The following is an 18,997-nucleotide window of genomic DNA, read 5'->3' as shown; positions in this document are numbered from 1 at the left end:
CGGGGCGCCTAAGATCAAAAGCAGATCAAGATCAAGAGCGACTCGCTTCGCATCGTGGTTACCGTCGGCAGCTACAGGCTACAAAGTTGTGTAGATACCTATGCTCATCGCAGGCAAGCCAGCTCCCACAGTTGATGGTGTTCGCAGTTCAAAATGTGGGAGCTGGCTTGCCTGCGATAGCAATCGCCCAGGCACTGCAGGACCTAAGGCTTACCCTTGACGGTCACCCACCACGGCGTGTGCTGCGCGATCTGCACCGGCAAGGTCGGCAACAGCGCATTCAATGCCAACGTGGTGTCGTGCAGCGGGAAACTGCCGGTGATGCGCAGGTCGGCCACGGACTTATCCACACCCAGGTAGCCGGTGCGATAGCGCGCCAATTCCCCGATCACATCCCCCAGCCGGGCGTTGTCGACCACCAGCATGCCGCGGGTCCAGGCATCGGTTGCCGGGGTGACGGCCAGCAGCGGGCCAAGGCCGTCGCTGCGCATCAGCACCTGCTGGCCCGCCTTGAACACCTGTTCCTGTTGCAACGCCTCGGGCTGGGCGGCCACGGCTGACTGCAACACACTCAGGCGCGTGGCATCGTCTTCGCGTTTGACGATAAACCGGGTACCCAGCGCCCGCAGGCTGCCGTCGCGGGTTTGCACGTAGAACGGGCGTGAATCGTCGTGGCCGGTCTCGACGAGAATTTCGCCTGCCTGCAACACGATCAAACGGCGTGTTTCGTCGAAGCGCACATCAATGGCGCTGTGGGTGTTGAGGTTTATTCGCGTGCCGTCCGCCAGCTTCAGCGTGCGCTGCTCACCGGTAGCAGTGCGCTGGTCGGCCAGCCAATAGTGGATAGGTACGTAACGCTCACCGGCAAACAGCGCCAGGCCGCACACCAGCACGATACTGGCCAGGCCCCGGCCCAGTTTGCGCACGCGCTGGCGAATGCCGTGGCGCGACTGCAGCAGCGCCGCCCGGGCCGGGCCCGAGGCCACGCTGAAACGCTGGTCGAGCATGCCCAACTGGCGCCAGGCGCGCGCATGTTCCTCATCGCTGGCCAGCCACTTGCTGAACTCTTCCCGTTCCACCGCGCTGCCGTCGCCCGAGTCGAGGGACAGTTGCCAGGCAATCGCGGCATCCAGCACGCGCGACGACACCGGTTTGGAGCCGATGGCGGTCACGACGGCTCGCCATACAGTGCGATGTAGCACTGGCGAATGCCCTGGGCCAGGTATTGGCGCACGCGGGGCACTGACACGCCCAGGCGCTGGGCGATTTCAGCGTGGCCCAGGCCGTCGAGGCGGTTATAGAGGAACGCGGCGCGGGCCTTGCTCGACAGTTTGCCGAGCAGGCGGTCGATGGCCTTGAGGTCTTCGAGGATCAGTTGCTGTGCTTCCGGCGAAGGCTGCTCGCTTTCCGGGATCAGCATCAATTCGGTGAGGTAGGCCTGCTCCAAAGCCGCACGACGGAAGTAGTCGAACAGCAAACCCTTGGCGATGGCCACCAGGAACGCCCGCGGTTCGCGGGGCTCGCGCAACTCATCACGGCCCAGCAGGCGCATGAAGGTGTCCTGGCTCAGGTCTTCGGCACGACTCGGGCACGCCACATTGCGTCGCAGCCAAGCCAACAGCCAGCCACGGTGGTCGCGATATAACGCACCAACAAGCTCACTGCGTGGGGTCTGGACCGACGACAAGGCATCACCGAATAAACAAGAGGTTTAAACTAACGAGAATTATTCGCGATTGTCGCAGAGGCGTGGGGTGGGCGCAATTGGCGTCTGTCGGGAGATGAGATTAAAACGATGGCGCCTGTTTGCGCCGTTTCCATTGGGCCAAACGCGCTTGCAGCGCCTGGGGCGTGTCGATCTGTTGCTGCCGCGCACGGCTGAACAGGATCAGCATCAGCTCCGCCGTCGCCAATGCATCGGCGCTGGCGTGATGGCGTTCGCCGGCCTGTAGCCTGAAGTGGTTGAGCCAATCATCCAGCCCGGCCTCGCGGATATGCGCCTCTGGGCACAACAACGGGGCCAGGTCAGCCACATCCAGGAATGGATGGGCCAGGCGATACCCCAGGCTGTCCTTGAGCGCCCGGCACAGCATGTGTTGATCAAACGGCGCATGAAAAGCCAGCAGAGGGCTGTCGCCCACGAACGCCATGAAATCCAGCAACGCTTCGGCCGGGTCGCTGCCGGCGGCGATTGCACTGGGCCCCAGCCCGTGGATCAGCACACTGGGGCTGAGCTTGGTGTCGGTGCGTTGCAGCGTGCGTTCGAACAGCTGGGAAAAATCCACCGCACCGTCTTCGATGACCACGGCGCCGATCGACAGCACCTGGTCGCGGTGAAGGTTCAGGCCGCTGGTTTCCAGGTCCACCACCACCCAGCGCTGGCTGCGCATTGGGCCGTTGCCCAGCTCGGCGGGCTTGGGTAACTGCTCCAGGCGCTGCTGTTGCGCAGCGTTGAGCCCAGGCTTTTTGGCGCGCAGCCAGCCAAACAAACTCACAGCTGATACCGCAAGCTCAGGCTGCTTTGCAGGCGTTGGGCCTGGCGCAGGGACTCACGCAGGATGCGCCTGTCCAGGTGGTTGAGGCTGTCGGGGTCGACGCGGTTGGAATAGGGCAGGTTCTCGCGGGTCTGCAATTGATGCTGCTGCATGCGGGTCTGCTGGATAAAGTGGTAGGCCTCTTCATAGGCGGCGCCATCCAGGGGCTCGATCACGGCCTTGTCCACCAATTGGCGCAGGCGTTCCAGGGTGTTGTTGGCGTGGATGCCATGGGCCAGGGCCAACAGGCGCGCGCCGTCTACAAAGGGCGTGAGGCCCTGCACCTTGAGGTCGAGGGTGGCTTTTTCGCCATTTTTGCGGGTCAGCACGAACTCGCGAAAACGCCCCACCGGCGGGCGTCGTAGCAGTGCGTTCTCGGCCAACATACGTTGGAACAAGCGGTTATCCGCCACCTGATCGAGAATGCCCTGGCGCAGTTGCTCGCAACCGCGCTCGTCGCCCCACACCACGCGCAAGTCAAAATAGATGCTTGAGCCCAGCAGGTTTTCTGGCGTCGCCTCACGAATGAACGCGCCGAAGCGCCGCGCCCACTCCACGCGGGACAAGCACAGCTCGGGGTTGCCGGCCATGATATTGCCCTTGCACAGGCTGAAGCCGCACAGCGCCAGGCTTTGGTTGATGTGCTGCGCCAGAGGCAGCAAGCGGCCACGAAAGTCGGCGGCTTCGACGGCGTCCTTGGCCTCGAACAGGATGCCGTTGTCCTGGTCGGTGTACAGCGTTTGTTCGCGGCGGCCTTCGCTGCCAAAACACAGCCAACTGAAAGGCACGCCGGGGTCGCCTTTTTCCGCGAGGGTCAGCTCGATCACCCGGCACACGGTGTGGTCGTTGAGCAGCGTGATGATGTGGGTGATCTGGGTGGACGACGCGCCATGGGCGAGCATGCGCTCCACCAACTGGCCGATTTCACCGCGAATCGCCACCAGGTTTTCCACCCGGGGGGCGTTGCGGATGGTGCGGGCCAGGTGCACCAGGTCCACGCGCTGCAGGGAGAACAAGTCACGCTCGGAGACCACGCCACACAGGCGCTGGTCTTGCACCAGGCACACATGGGCGATATGCCGCTCGGTCATGGCGATAGCTGCGTCGAATGCGCTGTGCTCCGGGCTCAAGTAAAACGGTGCCTGGGTCATGTGCCCGGCAATGCTCTGGCTGAAGTCGCTGGTGCCATCGGCGACCACCTGGCGCAGATCGCGCAGGGTGAAGATGCCCAGGGGCGCCTTGTGTTCGTTGACGATCACAATGCTGCCGACCTGCTGTTCGTGCATCAAGGTCACCGCTTCGCGCAACGGCGTGTGCGGGCTGCAGGTGACCGGGTGGCGCATGGCCAATTCACCCAGGCGGGTATTCAAGGAGTATTGGGTGCCGAGGGTTTCCACGGCTTTTTGCTGTACCTGCTGGTTGACCTGGTCGAGCAGGCTGCTGACCCCGCGCAAGGCGAAATCACGAAACGGGCTGGACAGCGCGAACAGCTTGATAAAGGCCGGCTTGTTCAGTTGCAGGCAAAAGGTGTCTTCAGCGGCTTTGTGTTCTGTGCGGGTCGCGCGTTCACCCAGCAAGGCGGCGAGGGGGAAGCATTCGCCGGTGGCGATTTCAAAGGTGGTGTCCGCCGAGTCTGGGCGCTCGCCCACGACCCGCCCCTGTTTGACGATATAAAAATGCTCGACCGGGCCGCCCGACGGTTTGAGGATGCTGTCGCCAGGGCCGTAGAAACGCAGCTGGCACTGTTCCACCAGGAAGGCCAGGTGCGCCTGTTCCATCTGGTTGAACGGCGGGAAGCGTTGCAGGAATTGCAGGGTGCCGTGGATGTTCTGCAACACCGCGGTTTTACCCGCCTGTGCGAATGCATCAGCTTTACTCATAACAGTGACCGCAGTGTTTTTGTCGTTATCGTGCTGCATGGTCGACTCCTGCGAGGTGGGTGCCCATTGGACGTAAGTCTAGGTCGAGGAATACCGCGCAAAACTAGGGAAAAACCTTACATGACAATCGTCCAAAACCCGTAGAACGCCCACTAGGCAAACTTTCCGACGAAGTGCACATTGATCGCCCTTCCGCAGATGTCTGACGAGTGTGCTGGGAGATTGATGAGAACTGCTGAGAAACGTATGTCCGACCACGATATTTTGAGTGATGCCGAGCGCGAGGCGCTGAGCGCCGTGATGCTGGAGCCCGACTTACCCCCCCAACGCGTATTGATCGTGGACGACGACAAGGACGCGCGTGAACTGTTGGCGGAAATCCTTGGGCTCGACGGTATTCGCTGCATGACAGCCGAAAGTGGCGAGGCAGCGTGGGAGTTGTTGAAGACGCACAGTTCCATCGGTTTGTTGATCACCGACCTGCGCATGGCGCCCAGCAATGGCCTGGAATTGATCCGCCAGGTGCGTGAGTCCACCCGTGCGGCGTTGCCGATCATCATCATGTCGGGGGACGCGGAAGCGCCGGATGTGATTGATGCGATGCATTTGAGCGTGGTGGATTTCTTGCTCAAGCCGATTGATAGCGTGAAGTTGGCGAAGTTGGTGAAGCGGGAGTTGGGGATGGTTGCCTGATTCTTGTGGTGAGTGTGATGGCCTCTTCGCAAGCAAGCCCGCTCCCACATTCGACCGCATTCTTACCCGACTGAATGCAGTCAAATGTGGGAGCGGGCTTGCTCGCGAAGGCGTCAGTACATTCGACCTAAGAACTAAAAAGCCCCGATCTTTCGATCAGGGCTTTTTTCATTTACAGGCCGTTCTTGGCCTTGAACTCCCGACGCCTGCGGTGCAACACCGGCTCGGTATAGCCATTAGGCTGCTTGGTCCCTTCAATCACCAACTCCACCGCTGCCTGGAACGCGATGTTGCTGTCGAAATCCGGAGCCAGTGGGCGGTACAACGCATCCCCGGCATTCTGACGGTCTACCACCGGCGCCATGCGCTTGAGGCTTTCCATCACTTGGGCTTCGTTGACGATGCCGTGGCGCAGCCAGTTGGCGATGTGCTGGCTGGAAATACGCAGGGTGGCGCGGTCTTCCATCAGGCCGACATCGTTGATGTCCGGCACTTTGGAGCAGCCCACACCCTGGTCGATCCAGCGCACCACATAGCCAAGGATGCCCTGGGCGTTGTTGTCCAGTTCGTTGCGGATCTCTTCTTCGGACCAATCGGTGTTGCTGGCCAAAGGAATGGTGAGGATATCGTCCACCGAGGCGCGCTCGCGCTTGGCCAGTTCGGCCTGGCGGGCAAACACATCGACCTTGTGATAGTGCAACGCATGCAAGGCCGCGGCGGTTGGCGAAGGTACCCAGGCGGTGTTGGCGCCGGCCAGTGGGTGAGCGATTTTCTGTTCGAGCATCGCTGCCATCAGGTCGGGCATGGCCCACATGCCCTTACCGATCTGTGCACGACCTTGCAGGCCAGTGCTCAGGCCGATATCGACGTTCCAGTTCTCATAGGCGCCGATCCATTTTTCTGCCTTCATGGCCGCCTTGCGCACCATCGCGCCGGCTTCCATGGAGGTGTGGATTTCATCGCCGGTGCGGTCGAGGAAACCGGTGTTGATAAACACCACACGCTCGCTGGCCGCCTTGATGCAGGCCTTGAGGTTGACCGTGGTGCGGCGCTCCTCGTCCATGATCCCGACCTTGAGGGTGTTGCGCGCCAGGTTCAGCACCTCTTCGATGCGACCGAACAGTTCGTTGGTGAACGCGGCTTCTTCCGGGCCGTGCATCTTCGGTTTCACGATGTACACAGAACCAGTGCGGCTGTTCTTGCGGGTGTTGTTGCCGTTGAGGCTGTGGATCGCCGCCAGGCTGGTGATCAGGCCGTCGAGGATGCCTTCGGGCACTTCGTTGCCGTCTTTATCGAGGATGGCGTCGATGGTCATCAAGTGGCCAACGTTGCGCACGAACAACAGCGAACGGCCGTGCAGGGTCACGTCGCTGCCATCCACGCCGGTGTAGACGCGGTCAGGGTTCATGGTGCGGGTGAAGGTCTGGCCAACCTTGGCCACTTCTTCGGCCAGGTCGCCCTTCATCAGGCCGAGCCAGTTGCGGTAGATCACCACTTTGTCATCGGCATCCACGGCGGCGACGGAGTCTTCGCAGTCCATGATGGTGGTCAGCGCGGCTTCCATCAGCACGTCTTTGACGCCGGCAGCGTCGGTCTGGCCGACTGGGGTGCTGGCGTCGATCTGGATTTCGAAGTGCAGGCCATTGTGCTTGAGCAAGATTGCAATCGGCTCGGCCGCAGGGCCCTGGAAACCGATCAACTGGGCATCGTCACGCAGGCCGCTGTTGCTGCCGCCTTTGAGGCTGACGATCAGCTTGCCATCGACGATCTTGTAGCCGGTGGAATCGACGTGGCTGCCGGCGCTGAGCGGTGCGGCTTCGTCGAGGAAGGCGCGGGCGAAGGCAATGACCTTGTCGCCACGTACTTTGTTGTAGCCCTTGCCCTTCTCGGCGCCGTTGGCTTCGCTGATGGCGTCGGTGCCATACAGCGCGTCGTACAGCGAGCCCCAGCGCGCATTCGAGGCATTGAGGGCGAAACGGGCATTCATCACCGGCACGACCAGCTGTGGGCCGGCCATGCGTGCGATCTCGTCATCGACGTTTTGGGTCGAGGCCTGGAAGTCTGCGGCTTCTGGCAGCAGGTAGCCGATGTCTTGCAGGAAGGCTTTGTAGGCCACCGGGTCATGGGCCTGGCCTGCGTGGGTCTGGTGCCAGGTATCGATCCGCGCCTGGAAGTCGTCGCGTTTGGCGAGTAGGGCTTTGTTCTTCGGGGCCAGGTCATGGATGACCTTGTCGGCACCGGCCCAGAACTGGTCGGCAGTGATGCCGGTACCGGGAATGGCTTCGTTGTTCACGAAGTCGAACAGGACTTTGGCGACCTGCAGGCCACCGACTTGAACGTGTTCAGTCATTGCTTGCCTCACTCTGCGGAGCTTATGCGCTTTTTCAGATTTTCATTATGTAGTGCACGGTTGGGCATACTACATGATGACTTGCGGTTGTGAAAATTAGACTAAATACGTCGTTTAGCGACCCACTTTGGTCGTACGGTCACAGCGGAGAACCGGATGTTCTCAAAAAACTATTAGATTGTTCCAGATAAATATCAAAATGGTACACGATTTGTCTTCGAGCGACCGCGCGTCCACCTTGTAGGAGCGAGCTTGCTCGCGAAAAACCTGAGAGCACCGCAAGTGTCAGTTTTTTCGCGTTATCGTTGACGACCTTCGCGAGCAAGCTCGCTCCTACAGGAATAGCACCGAGGTATTTCGCCATGGACCATCTTGTACTCACTATTATCGCCGCCGACAAACCCGGCCTGGTTGAACGCATCGCGCAGAACATTGCCAGCCATGGTGGTAACTGGCTGGAAAGCCGCATGGCGCACATGGCCGGGCAGTTTGCCGGGATTCTGCGGGTCAGTGTGCCGAGCGAGCAGCGCCAGGCATTGGTGGGATCGTTGGAGGATTTATCCACCCACGGCATTCGCGTGTTGGTGGGTGAGGGCAGCAGCGGCCAGGCATCGGCGTCCAAGCCGATCCTGATGACCCTGGTGGGCAATGATCGCTCGGGCATCGTGCGCGAGATCACCGCGCTGTTGAGCCAGCAGGGTGTCAACCTGGAACGCCTGAGCACCGATGTGCGCCCGGCGCCCATGAGTGGTGATCCGCTGTTCAACGCCGAGGCGTTGTTGCAAGTGCCGGCCACGCTGTCGTTGGAAACCTTGCAAGAGGCTTTGGAAACCTTGGCCGATGACTTGATGGTGGAGTTACGTCAGGAGGAGTAACGATCCACAGGGTTATGCATCGAAATCTTGCATGGGCCTGTGGATAACCTGTAGAGACCCGACGCCAGGCCACGCCCGCCGGGCATCTGCGCAAGTTGAGCAAAAAACGAGCAGTTTCAAGGGCTTGTGCACAAATGGCGGGGATCAGGTTGTGGATAACCTTGGGGTGGAACGCTGCAAGCCACGAATGCTGTGGCTTGCAGAGGTTTGTACGTTATTTGATCAGCGTTTGCGCACGGTCATCCAGGCATCCAGGCTGTACACCACCAGCCCGGCCCAGATAAAGGCGAAGGCGATCAACGTGCTCGGCGCCAGGTGTTCACCGAACAACAGCACGGCTTCGAGCAACACCAGCGTCGGCGCCACGTACTGCAAAAAGCCCAGGGCGGTGTAGGGTAAATGCCGTGCAGCGGCGTTGAAGCACACCAGGGGAATCAGCGTCACCGGGCCTGCGGCCACCAGCCACCAGGCCTCGGAGGTGCTCCAGAACGCCAGTTGCGCGCTGTGGGCGGTCGGGTTGAACAGCAACCAGGCGATGGCAATGGGTACCAGCATCCAGGTTTCCACCACCAGCCCTGGCAGCGCCTTGACCGGCGCCTGCTTACGGATCAAACCGTAGAAACCGAACGTCAGCGCCAGCGCCAGCGACACCCACGGCAGGCTACCAACCTGCCACACCTGCTGCGCCACGCCCGCCGCAGCCAACCCGACAGCCACCCATTGCAAACGGCGCAGGCGCTCGCCGAGGATCAGCATGCCCAGCAGCACATTTACCAGCGGGTTGATGTAGTAACCCAGGCTCGCTTCGAGCATGCGCCCGGTGTTTACCGACCACACATAGGTCAGCCAGTTAGCGGCGATCAACGAACCACTGAGGGCCAGGATCGCCAGGCGCTTGGGGTTGTCGCGCAGCTCGCGAAACCAGCCGGGGTGTTTCCACACCATCAGCAACAGCCCACCGAACAGTGCCGACCACAACACACGGTGCACGATGATCTCGGCGGCAGGCACGCTGGCGATGGCTTTGAAGTAGAGCGGGAACAGACCCCAGATGACATAGGCGCTCAGGCCCAGGATGTACCCCTTGCGAGGGTTGGCGGCTTGCATTGCAGAATCCTTGCTTAGGCAGCTAACAAAGCGCAATTGTAAGGATATTTGTCAGACAATGGGCGCCGCTTTTTGTAGGAGCGCGCTTGCTCGCGAAGATCGTCAACGATAATGCGGCAGGCCTGTCACCCAATGGCGCTCTCGGGTTTTTCGCGAGCAAGCTCGCTCCTACAGGAGAGCGTCGTGTTGTTCAGAAGAGCTTCAGCGGTTCTTCATTGAGCGCCGACAGTTGCTCGCGCAATGCCAGCACCTGGTCGCCCCAATACCGCTCGCTGCCAAACCACGGAAAGCTATGGGGGAATGCGGGGTCGTCCCAGCGTCGCGCCAGCCAGGCACTGTAGTGCATCAGGCGCAGGGCGCGCAGCGGTTCGATCAGCGCCAGTTCGCGCGGGTCGAAGTCGTGGAATTCCTGGTAGCCATCCATCAGCTCCGAGAGCTGGCCGAGGCATTCCTGGCGGTCGCCAGCCAGCATCATCCACAGGTCTTGCACCGCCGGGCCCATGCGGCAGTCGTCCAGGTCGACAATATGGAACATTTCGTCGCGGCACATCATGTTGCCGGGGTGGCAGTCACCGTGCATGCGGATGTTCTTGTGCGGCGTGGCCTTGTAAACCTCTTCCACACGCTTGAGTAGGTCGCGGGCTACGGACTCATAGGCCGGCAACAGGCTTTTGGGAATGAAGTTGCCTTCAAGCAGGGTGGTAAGGGAGTCGTGACCGAAATTCTTCACCCCCAGGGCTTCGCGGTGTTCGAACGGGCGGGTGGAGCCCACCGCGTGCAAACGACCGAGCAGTTGCCCAAGCCGATAAAGCTGATCGAGGTTGCCAGGCTCCGGCGCGCGGCCGCCACGGCGGGGGAACAGGGTGAAGCGGAAACCTGCGTGTTCGAACAGGCTCTCGCCGTTGTGGACCAACGGGGCGACCACCGGTACATCGCACTCGGCCAGTTCGAAGGTGAAGCGGTGTTCTTCCAGGATCGCCTCGTTGGTCCAGCGCTGGGGGCGATAGAACTTGGCGATCAGTGGTTCGGCGTCTTCGATGCCCACTTGGTACACACGGTTTTCGTAGCTGTTGAGCGCCAGAACTCGCGCGTCGCTGAGGAAACCGATGCTTTCGACGGCGTCGAGCACCAGGTCTGGGGTGAGTGTTTCAAACGGGTGGGCCATGCGAACTCCTGCGCGCAGCAGGGCGCCGCGTCCGGCCGGGTATGGTAACAGCATAGATAGGCGGTGGCTGTGCGGACGCCTTCGCAGGCAAGCCAGCTCCCACACTGGCATGTATTTACACATCGAGGTGTGGGAGCTGGCTTGCCTGCGATAGCGGTCTATCAGGCGCCTACGATCCCGCCGTCATCCCGCCGAATCGCCATCACCGAGGAGCGCGGCTTGCCGTTGGGCAGGTGTTCCGGCCAGGTCGAGCCACCGGTTTCACCCGGGTGTTGAATGCCCACGAACAGCGTCTTCTGGTCCGGCGAAAAACTGATCCCCGTCACTTCACACGCCACCGGTCCCACCATGAAACGACGGATTTCACCGGTGCTCGGGTCGGCACACAGCATCTGGTTATTGCCCATGCCCGCAAAGTCGCCGGCGTTGCTGTAGTCGCCATCGGTGAGGATCCACAGGCGCCCGGCTTTGTCGAAGCCCAGGCCGTCGGGGCTGTTGAACATGTTTTGCGGGTTGATGTTGGACGAGCCGCCCTTGGGGTTGCCGGCATGTACGCCGGGGTTGCCGGCCACCACGAACAGGTCCCAAGTGAAGTCCGTGGCACCGTGGTTATCGGCGTCGGCTTTCCAGCGCAGGATCTGGCCGTAGACGTTCTTCTCCCGTGGGTTGGGGCCGCCCACCGGCTGGCCCTCTTCGCCGCGCTTGGCGTTGTTGGTCAGGGTGCAGTAGACCTGGCCGTCGGTGGGGCTGACCACGATCCATTCCGGGCGGTCCATGCGTGTGGCTTTCACCACGCTGGCGGCCAGGCGCGCGTGAATCAGCACCTCGGCCTGGTTGGCGAACCCGCTGCTGGCGTCGATGCCGTTTTTGCCATGGGTGAGTTCAACCCACTGGCCTTTGCCCTTGGGGTGGTCGGCGTTGCCGTCGCCCGCGTCGAAGATCGCCACGTACAAGGTGCCGTGGTCGAGCAGGTCTTTGTTGGCCTTGGGGTTGTTGTGGTTGATCTGGTCGCGGCTGACGAACTTGTAGATGAATTCACCACGCTCATCGTCGCCCATGTACACCACGGCGCGGCCGTCACGGGTTTCGGCGAGGGCTGCGTTCTCGTGCTTGAAGCGGCCCAGGGCCGTGCGCTTGACCGGGGTGGATTGCGGATCGAACGGGTCGATTTCCACCACCCAGCCATGGCGATTGAGTTCGTTGGGGTTCTTGGCCATGTCAAAGCGCGGGTCGTGCTGATGCCAGTTGATGTCCTTGCTGGCGGCCACCACGCCGTAGCGCTTCTGCCCGGCGTCGAAGGTTTGCTGCGGGTTGCTGCTGCCAAAGCAATCGGTGAAGTTTTCTTCGCAGGTCAGGTAAGTGCCCCACGGGGTCTTGCCGTTAGCGCAGTTCTGGAACGTGCCGAGGACTTTTTTGCCGCTCTTGTCGGCGCTGGTTTTCAGCCAATCATGGCCGGCAGCAGGGCCACTCAAGCGGAGCGGTGAATTGCCGTGGATGCGTCGGTTGTAGCGCGAGTCCTGGACGAACTGCCAAGTGTCACCCTGGCGGCGTACTTCGATCACCGACACGCCTTCGCTGGCCAGGGCCTTACGCACGTCTTCGGCCGATTGCGGCGCGCCGCCGTGGGCGTAGAGGTAGCGGTAGTTGGTGTATTCGTTGTTGATCGCCATCAGCGCGCGGTTGTCGTCGCCGGAGAATGGAAACAGGCTCATGCCGTCGTTGTTGTCGCCGAACTGTTGTTCCTGGGCCTTGGCGGTGCCATGGCCGGACGGGTCGAAGGCTGGGGCGTGCTTGTGCAGGGGCTGGCCCCAACTGATCAGCACCGAAGCGCTGTAGCCCGGTGGCAGGGTGATGGTGTCGCTGGTGGCGGCGGCGATGCTGGTGAACCCCAGCAGCGGGCTGGCGGAAGCGGCATTCACCGCCAGGGCGCTACGGCTCAGCAGGTTACCGCCGAGGAACATCGCGGCGCCGCACAAGGCGCCTGCGCCGATAAAGCGACGGCGGGTCAGGCCCACCATCTGTTCAAGGTCGGTGGCTTGGTTTTCTTCTAATAGGCTCATCACAGGCTCCTTAAGGTTTTTGCAGACACCTTAAGCAGCGCTTGTGACCGAATTGTTGCAGCTTGAAGACGCGGGCCCGTTACACCGGGGTGCCGAGCAACACATGGCTGGGTGCGAACTGCACGCGGATCGGCTGGCCCTGCGCTGCGTCGATGGCCTTGAGTGCGACGGGCTGCGCCAGTGCGCACAACACTTGGCCGTTGGGCAGGGCGATACGCACCTCGCTGGGGCCGTCTTCGGCGGCGAGAATGGTCTCGATCACACCGCTCATGCAATTGTGTCCAAGTGTTTCGGTTTGCCCCTCCGCCAATAATTCAAGCCATCCGGCCTTGATCAGCGCGACCACTTCCACACCAGTCTGCAGTTCCAGGCGCAGGGTGCTGTCGTGGGTGATCTGTGCATCCAGATGCAGGCCGCCAGCCAATTGCAGGCGGATCATGTCGTTGTGGCCATGGCTCTCTATGGCGCTGACTTGGCCGTGCAACTGGTTGCGCGCGCTGGTGCGCAGCATCAAGCGGCCCAGCAGGTTGAAGTCGCTGGCCGCTTCGTCCGAGCCAAGGATCTCGGCCTGAAGCAGTTGCAGACGCTGATAAAGGCGCAGCACCCGCTCACCTTCTTGCGTCAGTTTGGCGCCGCCACCGCCCTTGCCGCCGACGCTGCGTTGCACCAGCGGTTTTTGCGCCAGGTTGTTCAACTCGTCAATGGCGTCCCAGGCGGCCTTGTAACTCAACCCGGCACTCTTGGCCGCACGGGTGATGGAACCCTGCTCGGCGATGTGCCCCAGCAAGGCAATACGCTGAGGGCGGCGGATGATGTGTTGGTTGAGAGGGCTGGGCACAGACATGGCAGATACGCTTGGGTGAGATGCGCCGACGTTGCCGCGCTGGCGCGGGGGAGTCAAGTCAGCTGCCGGGCTTGGGCGTACGGGCCAGGCAATAAACGTCCACCTGGCGGGCGCCGGCGTTTATCAACAAGCGCGCCAGGCTGTGGGCCGTGGCGCCGGTGGTGAGGACGTCGTCTACCAGCGCCAGATGTTGCCCGGCAACCTGGATGCCGGGGGCCAGGGCGAAGGCGTTGAGCAGGTTGCGTTTGCGGGTCTTGGCATCGAGGTCTTGCTGCGCCACGGTTTCATGGGGGCGCAGCAGCGCATGTTCATCAACGGGAATATCTAGGGCGTGACTGAGCCAGCGGGCCAGCATCAACGCTTGATTAAAGCCGCGTTCGCGCAGGCGTTTACGCGCCATGGGCACGGGCAGCAGGCAGTCGGGGCGCTCCAGTTCGGCGTTATCGAGGCGATGTTGCAAGTGCTGCCCCAGCAGGCGCGCCAACAGATGCCCCAGCGGCCAACGCGCCTGATGCTTGAAGCGGCTGACCAGGGTATCCACGGGAAAACTGTAGGTCCATGGCGCGACCACTTGGTGAAAGGCCGGAGGCTGTTTTTGGCACTGACCGCAGATCAACCCCTCCATGGGCAAGGGCAGTGCGCAGCGCTCGCATTGTTCCATCAGCCATGGCAACTCTGTTTCGCAGGCGCTGCACACGGCCTCGGCTGATTCGGTGCTCTCATCGCAAATCAGACAGGGCTGTATGCTTTTTGACCAGATGTAAACTTGGTGCTTGTACTCAGGTTGACAGTGCATGAATCTTCCTTAAATATGCCGAGCATCCGTGTCGTGCCTGTGGGTATTGCCCTACCCACAGCGCTTGCCAAAGCATAATCAAGGAATCGCCCATGAGCGCCAGCACCTCTGCCACCCTGCGTCACGATTGGTCTTTAGCTGAAGTCAAAGCCCTGTTCGTGCAGCCCTTCAACGATCTGTTGTTCCAGGCGCAGACCGTGCACCGCGCGCATTTCGACGCCAACCGCGTGCAGGTCTCGACCCTGCTGTCGATCAAGACCGGCGCCTGCCCGGAAGATTGCAAATATTGTCCGCAGTCAGGCCACTACAACACTGGCCTGGAAAAAGAGAAGCTGATGGAGGTGCAGAAGGTCCTCGAGGAGGCCGCTCGCGCCAAGGCCATCGGTTCGACGCGTTTCTGCATGGGCGCGGCGTGGAAACACCCATCGGCCAAAGACATGCCCTACGTGCTGGAAATGGTCAAAGGCGTGAAGGCCATGGGCCTGGAAACCTGCATGACCCTCGGTCGCCTCGACCAGGACCAGACCGAAGCCCTGGCCCAGGCCGGCCTGGACTACTACAACCACAACCTCGACACGTCGCCGGAGTTCTACGGCTCGATCATCACCACCCGCACCTACAGCGAGCGCCTGCAAACCCTGGCGTATGTGCGTGATTCGGGGATGAAGATCTGCTCGGGCGGCATCCTCGGCATGGGCGAATCTCTCGATGACCGCGCCAACTTGCTGATCCAACTGGCCAACCTGCCGGAGCATCCGGAATCGGTACCGATCAACATGCTGGTGAAGGTAGCGGGTACGCCGTTGGAAAACGCCGATGACATCGACCCCTTCGATTTCATCCGCATGTTGGCGGTGGCGCGCATCCTGATGCCGCAGTCCCACGTGCGCCTGTCGGCCGGCCGCGAAGCCATGAACGAGCAAATGCAGGCCCTGGCGTTTTTTGCCGGCGCCAACTCGATCTTCTACGGCGACAAACTGCTGACCACCGCCAACCCCCAGGCTGACAAAGACATGCAACTGTTCGCACGCCTGGGCATCTTGCCCGAAGCCCGTGAAGAGCATGCCGACGAAGTGCACCAGGCGGCGATCGAGCAGGCGTTGGTGGAGCAAAAGAGCAGCGAGCAGTTCTACAACGCTGTGGTGTAACCACCTTTGGAATGCATCCCAGTGTAGGAGCTGGCTTGCCTGCGGTGACGGCGGCACTTTCAGCGTAGAAGTGTCAGAAGGACCGCTATCGCAGGCAAGCCAGCTCCCACATTGGACGCAGTTGAACCTGTTAAATCGAGGCCAGCATGTCTTTCGATCTCGCCGCGCGCCTCGCTGCCCGCCGTGCCGACCATCTTTACCGCCAGCGCCCCTTGCTGCAGAGCCCCCAAGGCCCGCAGGTGGTGGTGGACGGGCAACCGTTGTTGGCCTTCTGCAATAACGATTACCTGGGCCTTGCCAATCACCCGCAAGTGATCGAAGCCTGGCGCGCCGGTGCGTCCCGTTGGGGCGTGGGCGGTGGCGCTTCGCATTTGGTGGTGGGCCACGCCACGCCGCACCATGAACTGGAAGAAGCCCTGGCTGACTTGACCGGTCGCCCGCGTGCCTTGCTGTTCACCACCGGCTACATGGCCAACCTCGGCGCGGTCACGGCGCTGGTGGGGCAGGGCGATACGGTACTGGAAGACCGGCTTAACCACGCGTCCTTGCTGGATGCCGGCTTGCTGTCCGGTGCGCGTTTCAACCGCTACTTGCATAACGACGCGGGCAGCCTGGCCAAGCGCCTGGAGAAAGCCACCGGCAATACCTTGGTGGTCACCGACGGTGTGTTCAGTATGGACGGCGACCTTGCCGACCTGCCCGCGCTGGCCCGTGAAACCCGGGCCAAAGGGGCCTGGCTGATGGTGGATGACGCCCATGGTTTCGGCCCGCTGGGCGCCAATGGCGGCGGTATCGTCGAGCATTTCGGCTTGAGCCAGGACGACGTGCCCGTGCTGGTTGGCACCTTGGGCAAAGCGTTCGGCACTGCCGGGGCCTTTGTGGCCGGCAGTGAGGACTTGATCGAGAGCCTGATCCAATTCGCCCGCCCGTATATCTACACCACCAGCCAGCCACCGGCACTGGCCTGCGCCACCCTCAAAAGCCTGGAGCTGCTGCGCAGCGAACAGTGGCGACGCGAGCACCTCAACGCGCTGATCCGCCAGTTCCGTTGCGGCGCCGAGCAGATAGGCCTGGCGTTGATGGACAGCTTTACGCCGATCCAACCGATCCTGATTGGCGACAGCGCCCGGGCACTGCGCCTGTCGCAGATGCTGCGCGAGCGCGGCCTGATGGTGACCGCCATTCGCCCACCCACCGTGCCCGCCGGCAGTGCCCGTCTGCGGGTGACATTGACGGCAGCCCACAGCGAAGCGCAGGTGCAGCTACTGTTAGAAGGGTTGCAAGCGTGTTTTCGCTTATTAGGCGACTCGGAGTCTGGCCATGCGTAATCGACTGATCCTGCTACCGGGCTGGGGCCTGGGTGTGTCACCGCTGGAGCCGTTGGCCGCTGCGCTGCACGGCCTGAACGAGCACTTGCAGGTACAGATCGAACCCTTGCCGGCGCTTGAGGCCAGCGAACTCGGTGAATGGCTCGACGAACTCGATGCGACGCTGCCGGACAACGCCTGGCTTGGGGGCTGGTCGCTGGGCGGCATGCTCGCGTCGGAGTTGGCGGCGCGCCGTGGCGAGCGGTGCTGCGGTTTGCTGACCCTGGCGAGCAACCCGTGTTTCGTCGCCCATGATGGCTGGCCTCACGGGATGCCTGCCGAAACCTTCGATGCATTTCTGGCCGGCTGTCACGCTGATTCCCAAGTCACGCTCAAGCGTTTTGGCCTGTTGTGTGCCAAGGGGGCCGAGGACCCGCGGGGCTTGTCGCGGTTATTGGTCAGCGGCGCGCCGAATACCTCCCCCAGCGTCTTGATGCCCGGCCTGGAACTGCTGGCCCAACTGGATACGCGGGCGGCCTTGCAGGCTTTTCGCGGCCCACAGTTGCACCTGTTTGCCGGCCTGGATGAGCTGGTGCCTGCCGAAGCCGCCAGCGACCTGCTGGCCTTGCTTCCCGATGTGGAAATCGGCCTGATTGAACAGGCCGGTCACGCGTTTCTTCTGGAAGACCCTCACGGAGTAGCCGGGGCTATCCAGGCTTTTTTGCATGAGTGTGTTGATGACTGACCTATCCCACCCGCCCTTGCCTGGGGGCTTGCCGGACAAGCGCCAGGTCGCGGCCTCGTTCTCCCGTGCGGCGGCCAGTTACGACAGCGTCGCCGAGTTGCAGCGTGCGGTCGGGCATGAACTGCTCGGCCGCTTGCCGCACGGTCTGGTGCCCCAGCGTTGGCTGGACATGGGCTGCGGCACGGGTTACTTCAGCCGCGTATTGGGCGAGCGTTTGCCCGGTAGCCAAGGTGTGGCGCTGGACATTGCCGAGGGCATGCTCAACCACGCGCGTCCGCTGGGTGGCGCCGCGCACTTTATAGCCGGTGATGCAGAACGCTTGCCGCTTGCAGCTGACGGCTTCGAGCTGCTCTTCTCCAGCCTCGCGGTGCAGTGGTGTGCCCATTTTGATGCGGTGCTCAGCGAAGCCCAGCGTGTGCTGCGACCAGGTGGCGTGCTGGCCTTTGCCAGCCTGTGCGTAGGCACCCTGGATGAGTTGCGCGAAAGTTGGCGGGCGGCGGACGGCCTGGTCCACGTCAATCGCTTCCGCACCTTCGAGGCTTATCAGCAACTGTGTGCAGCCAGTGGTTTGCGCGTGATCAGCCTGGAGCGACAGCCCCATGTGTTGCATTACCCGGATGTGCGCAGCCTGACCCATGAGCTCAAGGCATTGGGCGCCCACAACCTCAACCCAGGCCGCCCGGGAGGGTTGACGGGCCGTGCGCGGATTGTCGCGCTGGTAGAGGCCTACGAGCAGTTCCGCCAGGCCCAGGGCCTGCCCGCCACTTACCAAGTGGTGTATGCCGTACTGGAGAAACCGCTATGAGCGCCGCGTACTTCATCACCGGTACAGACACCGATGTTGGCAAGACCACCATCGCCGCCGGCCTGTTGCATGCCGCCAGGCTCGCCGGCAAAAGCACGGCCGCCGGAAAGCCGGTGGCGTCGGGCTGCCAACTGACGGCCAAGGGGTTGCGCAATGCCGATGCGTTGGCGCTGCTGGCCGAGTGTTCCGTGCCGCTCAGTTATGCCGAAGTCAACCCGGTGGCCTTCGAGCCGGCTATCGCGCCGCATCTGGCGGCGCGCGAGGCGGGCGTCGGGCTCACGGTGCAATCGCTGCTCAAACCGATGCAGCAGATCCTGGCACGGGGCGCAGACTTCACTTTGATCGAAGGGGCGGGCGGTTGGCGCGTGCCCTTGGCCGACCAGGCCAACCTGTCGGACCTGGCCATGGCGCTCAAACTGCCGGTGATCCTGGTGGTAGGCGTGCGCCTGGGGTGCATCAGCCACGCGTTGCTCACCGCCGAAGCCATCGCACGGGATGGCTTGCCGCTGGCGGGCTGGGTGGCAAATATCATCGACCCCAAGACCTCCCGTCTGGAAGAAAACCTCGCCACCCTGGCTGAGCGCCTGCCCGCGCCTTGCCTGGGGCGAGTGCCGAAACTCAAACATGCTGGGGCCGCCGCAGTGGCCGAGTACCTGGAGCTGGACCTGCTTGACTGATTTTGGCTATC

18 protein-coding genes are annotated in these 18,997 nt (G+C 62.2%); 7 read left to right on the top strand and 11 right to left on the bottom strand.

The features are described 5' to 3' along the window. Positions 1–203 precede the first annotated feature (203 nt). The 4 genes from A7K61_RS08695 to A7K61_RS08680 form a co-directional block, all read right to left on the bottom strand. Complete coding sequence (locus tag A7K61_RS08695; protein ID WP_069557417.1) at positions 204–1,172, bottom strand: FecR domain-containing protein; 969 nt, start codon at positions 1,170–1,172, stop codon at positions 204–206. Continuing rightward, on the bottom strand, positions 1,169–1,687 hold the full coding sequence (locus A7K61_RS08690) for an RNA polymerase sigma factor (RefSeq protein ID WP_003194824.1): 519 nt from the start codon (positions 1,685–1,687) through the stop codon (positions 1,169–1,171). Before A7K61_RS08690 ends, A7K61_RS08695 begins: the two co-directional genes overlap by 4 nt. Before the next feature lie 100 nt (positions 1,688–1,787). Beyond that, on the bottom strand, positions 1,788–2,495 hold the full coding sequence (locus A7K61_RS08685) for a PolC-type DNA polymerase III (RefSeq protein ID WP_044271768.1): 708 nt from the start codon (positions 2,493–2,495) through the stop codon (positions 1,788–1,790). Continuing rightward, positions 2,492–4,414 carry a putative nucleotidyltransferase substrate binding domain-containing protein gene (locus A7K61_RS08680; protein ID WP_044272105.1) on the bottom strand — a complete coding sequence of 641 codons (1,923 nt, stop codon included), beginning with the start codon at positions 4,412–4,414 and terminating at the stop codon, positions 2,492–2,494. Before A7K61_RS08680 ends, A7K61_RS08685 begins: the two co-directional genes overlap by 4 nt. Before the next feature lie 246 nt (positions 4,415–4,660). On the opposite strand from A7K61_RS08680, the gene A7K61_RS08675 reads away from it, so the two are divergent. Next, positions 4,661–5,107, top strand: coding sequence for a response regulator (locus tag A7K61_RS08675; protein ID WP_044271766.1), 447 nt, complete (start codon positions 4,661–4,663; stop codon positions 5,105–5,107). A gap of 172 nt (positions 5,108–5,279) precedes the next feature. On the opposite strand, the gene A7K61_RS08670 is transcribed toward A7K61_RS08675, so the two are convergent. Then, the gene (locus A7K61_RS08670) at positions 5,280–7,457 is read right to left on the bottom strand and encodes a malate synthase G (RefSeq protein ID WP_069557416.1); all 2,178 of its coding nucleotides are present in this window, start codon (positions 7,455–7,457) and stop codon (positions 5,280–5,282) included. A 139-nt stretch (positions 7,458–7,596) separates the two neighbouring features. Then, positions 7,597–7,821 carry a hypothetical protein gene (locus A7K61_RS32295; RefSeq protein WP_139129473.1) on the bottom strand — a complete coding sequence of 75 codons (225 nt, stop codon included), beginning with the start codon at positions 7,819–7,821 and terminating at the stop codon, positions 7,597–7,599. Here A7K61_RS32295 and A7K61_RS08665 point away from each other — a divergent pair. Beyond that, complete coding sequence (locus tag A7K61_RS08665) at positions 7,820–8,332, top strand: glycine cleavage system protein R (RefSeq protein ID WP_044271762.1); 513 nt, start codon at positions 7,820–7,822, stop codon at positions 8,330–8,332. The genes A7K61_RS32295 and A7K61_RS08665 overlap by 2 nt on opposite strands. A gap of 222 nt (positions 8,333–8,554) precedes the next feature. Here A7K61_RS08665 and rarD read toward each other — a convergent pair whose 3' ends face one another. The 5 genes from rarD to A7K61_RS08640 all read right to left on the bottom strand — a co-directional run bounded on the left by rarD (position 8,555) and on the right by A7K61_RS08640 (position 14,304). Further along, complete coding sequence (gene rarD / locus A7K61_RS08660) at positions 8,555–9,439, bottom strand: EamA family transporter RarD (RefSeq protein ID WP_044271758.1); 885 nt, start codon at positions 9,437–9,439, stop codon at positions 8,555–8,557. 190 nt (positions 9,440–9,629) lie between these two features. Continuing rightward, positions 9,630–10,604, bottom strand: coding sequence for a serine/threonine protein kinase (locus A7K61_RS08655; protein ID WP_003194811.1), 975 nt, complete (start codon positions 10,602–10,604; stop codon positions 9,630–9,632). A gap of 161 nt (positions 10,605–10,765) precedes the next feature. Next, positions 10,766–12,664, bottom strand: a complete 1,899-nt coding sequence (locus A7K61_RS08650; RefSeq protein WP_069557415.1) for a PhoX family phosphatase — start codon at positions 12,662–12,664, stop codon at positions 10,766–10,768. 79 nt (positions 12,665–12,743) lie between these two features. Continuing rightward, positions 12,744–13,508, bottom strand: coding sequence for a TOBE domain-containing protein (locus tag A7K61_RS08645; protein WP_069557414.1), 765 nt, complete (start codon positions 13,506–13,508; stop codon positions 12,744–12,746). Between the two features lie 58 nt (positions 13,509–13,566). Beyond that, positions 13,567–14,304, bottom strand: a complete 738-nt coding sequence (locus A7K61_RS08640; protein ID WP_069557413.1) for a ComF family protein — start codon at positions 14,302–14,304, stop codon at positions 13,567–13,569. A 92-nt stretch (positions 14,305–14,396) separates the two neighbouring features. Between A7K61_RS08640 and bioB the strand changes: the two genes are divergently transcribed. The 5 genes from bioB to bioD all read left to right on the top strand — a co-directional run bounded on the left by bioB (position 14,397) and on the right by bioD (position 18,986). Further along, positions 14,397–15,452: a biotin synthase BioB gene (bioB, locus tag A7K61_RS08635; RefSeq protein WP_014720209.1), complete on the top strand. Its 1,056-nt coding sequence runs from the start codon at positions 14,397–14,399 to the stop codon at positions 15,450–15,452. 146 nt (positions 15,453–15,598) lie between these two features. After that, positions 15,599–16,780 (top strand): 8-amino-7-oxononanoate synthase, encoded by a 1,182-nt coding sequence (gene bioF, locus A7K61_RS08630; protein WP_069557412.1) that lies wholly within the window; start codon positions 15,599–15,601, stop codon positions 16,778–16,780. Continuing rightward, positions 16,773–17,504 carry an alpha/beta fold hydrolase gene (locus A7K61_RS08625; protein ID WP_032894997.1) on the top strand — a complete coding sequence of 244 codons (732 nt, stop codon included), beginning with the start codon at positions 16,773–16,775 and terminating at the stop codon, positions 17,502–17,504. The genes bioF and A7K61_RS08625 overlap by 8 nt, the downstream gene beginning before the upstream one ends. Further along, positions 17,497–18,309, top strand: coding sequence for a malonyl-ACP O-methyltransferase BioC (gene bioC, locus A7K61_RS08620; protein WP_057710290.1), 813 nt, complete (start codon positions 17,497–17,499; stop codon positions 18,307–18,309). Before A7K61_RS08625 ends, bioC begins: the two co-directional genes overlap by 8 nt. Continuing rightward, a complete protein-coding gene (bioD, locus tag A7K61_RS08615) occupies positions 18,306–18,986 on the top strand; it encodes a dethiobiotin synthase (RefSeq protein WP_047711931.1) in 681 nt (226 codons plus the stop codon). The genes bioC and bioD overlap by 4 nt, the downstream gene beginning before the upstream one ends. The last annotated feature ends 11 nt before the right edge of the window (positions 18,987–18,997 follow it).

This window comes from Pseudomonas sp. AP42, from assembly GCF_001728935.1.
GTDB lineage: Bacteria > Pseudomonadota > Gammaproteobacteria > Pseudomonadales > Pseudomonadaceae > Aquipseudomonas > Aquipseudomonas lactis.
This window is presented reverse-complemented; position numbering and strand designations above follow the sequence as displayed.

Coding starts and splice junctions, on each gene's coding strand:
- A7K61_RS08680 (WP_044272105.1), bottom strand. CDS start 4,414: ATGAGTAAAGCTGATGCATTCGCACAGGCGGGTAAAACCGCGGTGTTG.
- A7K61_RS08675 (WP_044271766.1), top strand. CDS start 4,661: ATGTCCGACCACGATATTTTGAGTGATGCCGAGCGCGAGGCGCTGAGC.
- A7K61_RS08670 (WP_069557416.1), bottom strand. CDS start 7,457: ATGACTGAACACGTTCAAGTCGGTGGCCTGCAGGTCGCCAAAGTCCTG.
- A7K61_RS08665 (WP_044271762.1), top strand. CDS start 7,820: ATGGACCATCTTGTACTCACTATTATCGCCGCCGACAAACCCGGCCTG.
- A7K61_RS32295 (WP_139129473.1), bottom strand. CDS start 7,821: ATGGCGAAATACCTCGGTGCTATTCCTGTAGGAGCGAGCTTGCTCGCG.
- rarD (WP_044271758.1), bottom strand. CDS start 9,439: ATGCAAGCCGCCAACCCTCGCAAGGGGTACATCCTGGGCCTGAGCGCC.
- A7K61_RS08655 (WP_003194811.1), bottom strand. CDS start 10,604: ATGGCCCACCCGTTTGAAACACTCACCCCAGACCTGGTGCTCGACGCC.
- A7K61_RS08650 (WP_069557415.1), bottom strand. CDS start 12,664: ATGAGCCTATTAGAAGAAAACCAAGCCACCGACCTTGAACAGATGGTG.
- A7K61_RS08645 (WP_069557414.1), bottom strand. CDS start 13,508: ATGTCTGTGCCCAGCCCTCTCAACCAACACATCATCCGCCGCCCTCAG.
- A7K61_RS08640 (WP_069557413.1), bottom strand. CDS start 14,304: ATGCACTGTCAACCTGAGTACAAGCACCAAGTTTACATCTGGTCAAAA.
- bioB (WP_014720209.1), top strand. CDS start 14,397: ATGAGCGCCAGCACCTCTGCCACCCTGCGTCACGATTGGTCTTTAGCT.
- bioF (WP_069557412.1), top strand. CDS start 15,599: ATGTCTTTCGATCTCGCCGCGCGCCTCGCTGCCCGCCGTGCCGACCAT.
- A7K61_RS08625 (WP_032894997.1), top strand. CDS start 16,773: ATGCGTAATCGACTGATCCTGCTACCGGGCTGGGGCCTGGGTGTGTCA.
- bioC (WP_057710290.1), top strand. CDS start 17,497: ATGACTGACCTATCCCACCCGCCCTTGCCTGGGGGCTTGCCGGACAAG.
- bioD (WP_047711931.1), top strand. CDS start 18,306: ATGAGCGCCGCGTACTTCATCACCGGTACAGACACCGATGTTGGCAAG.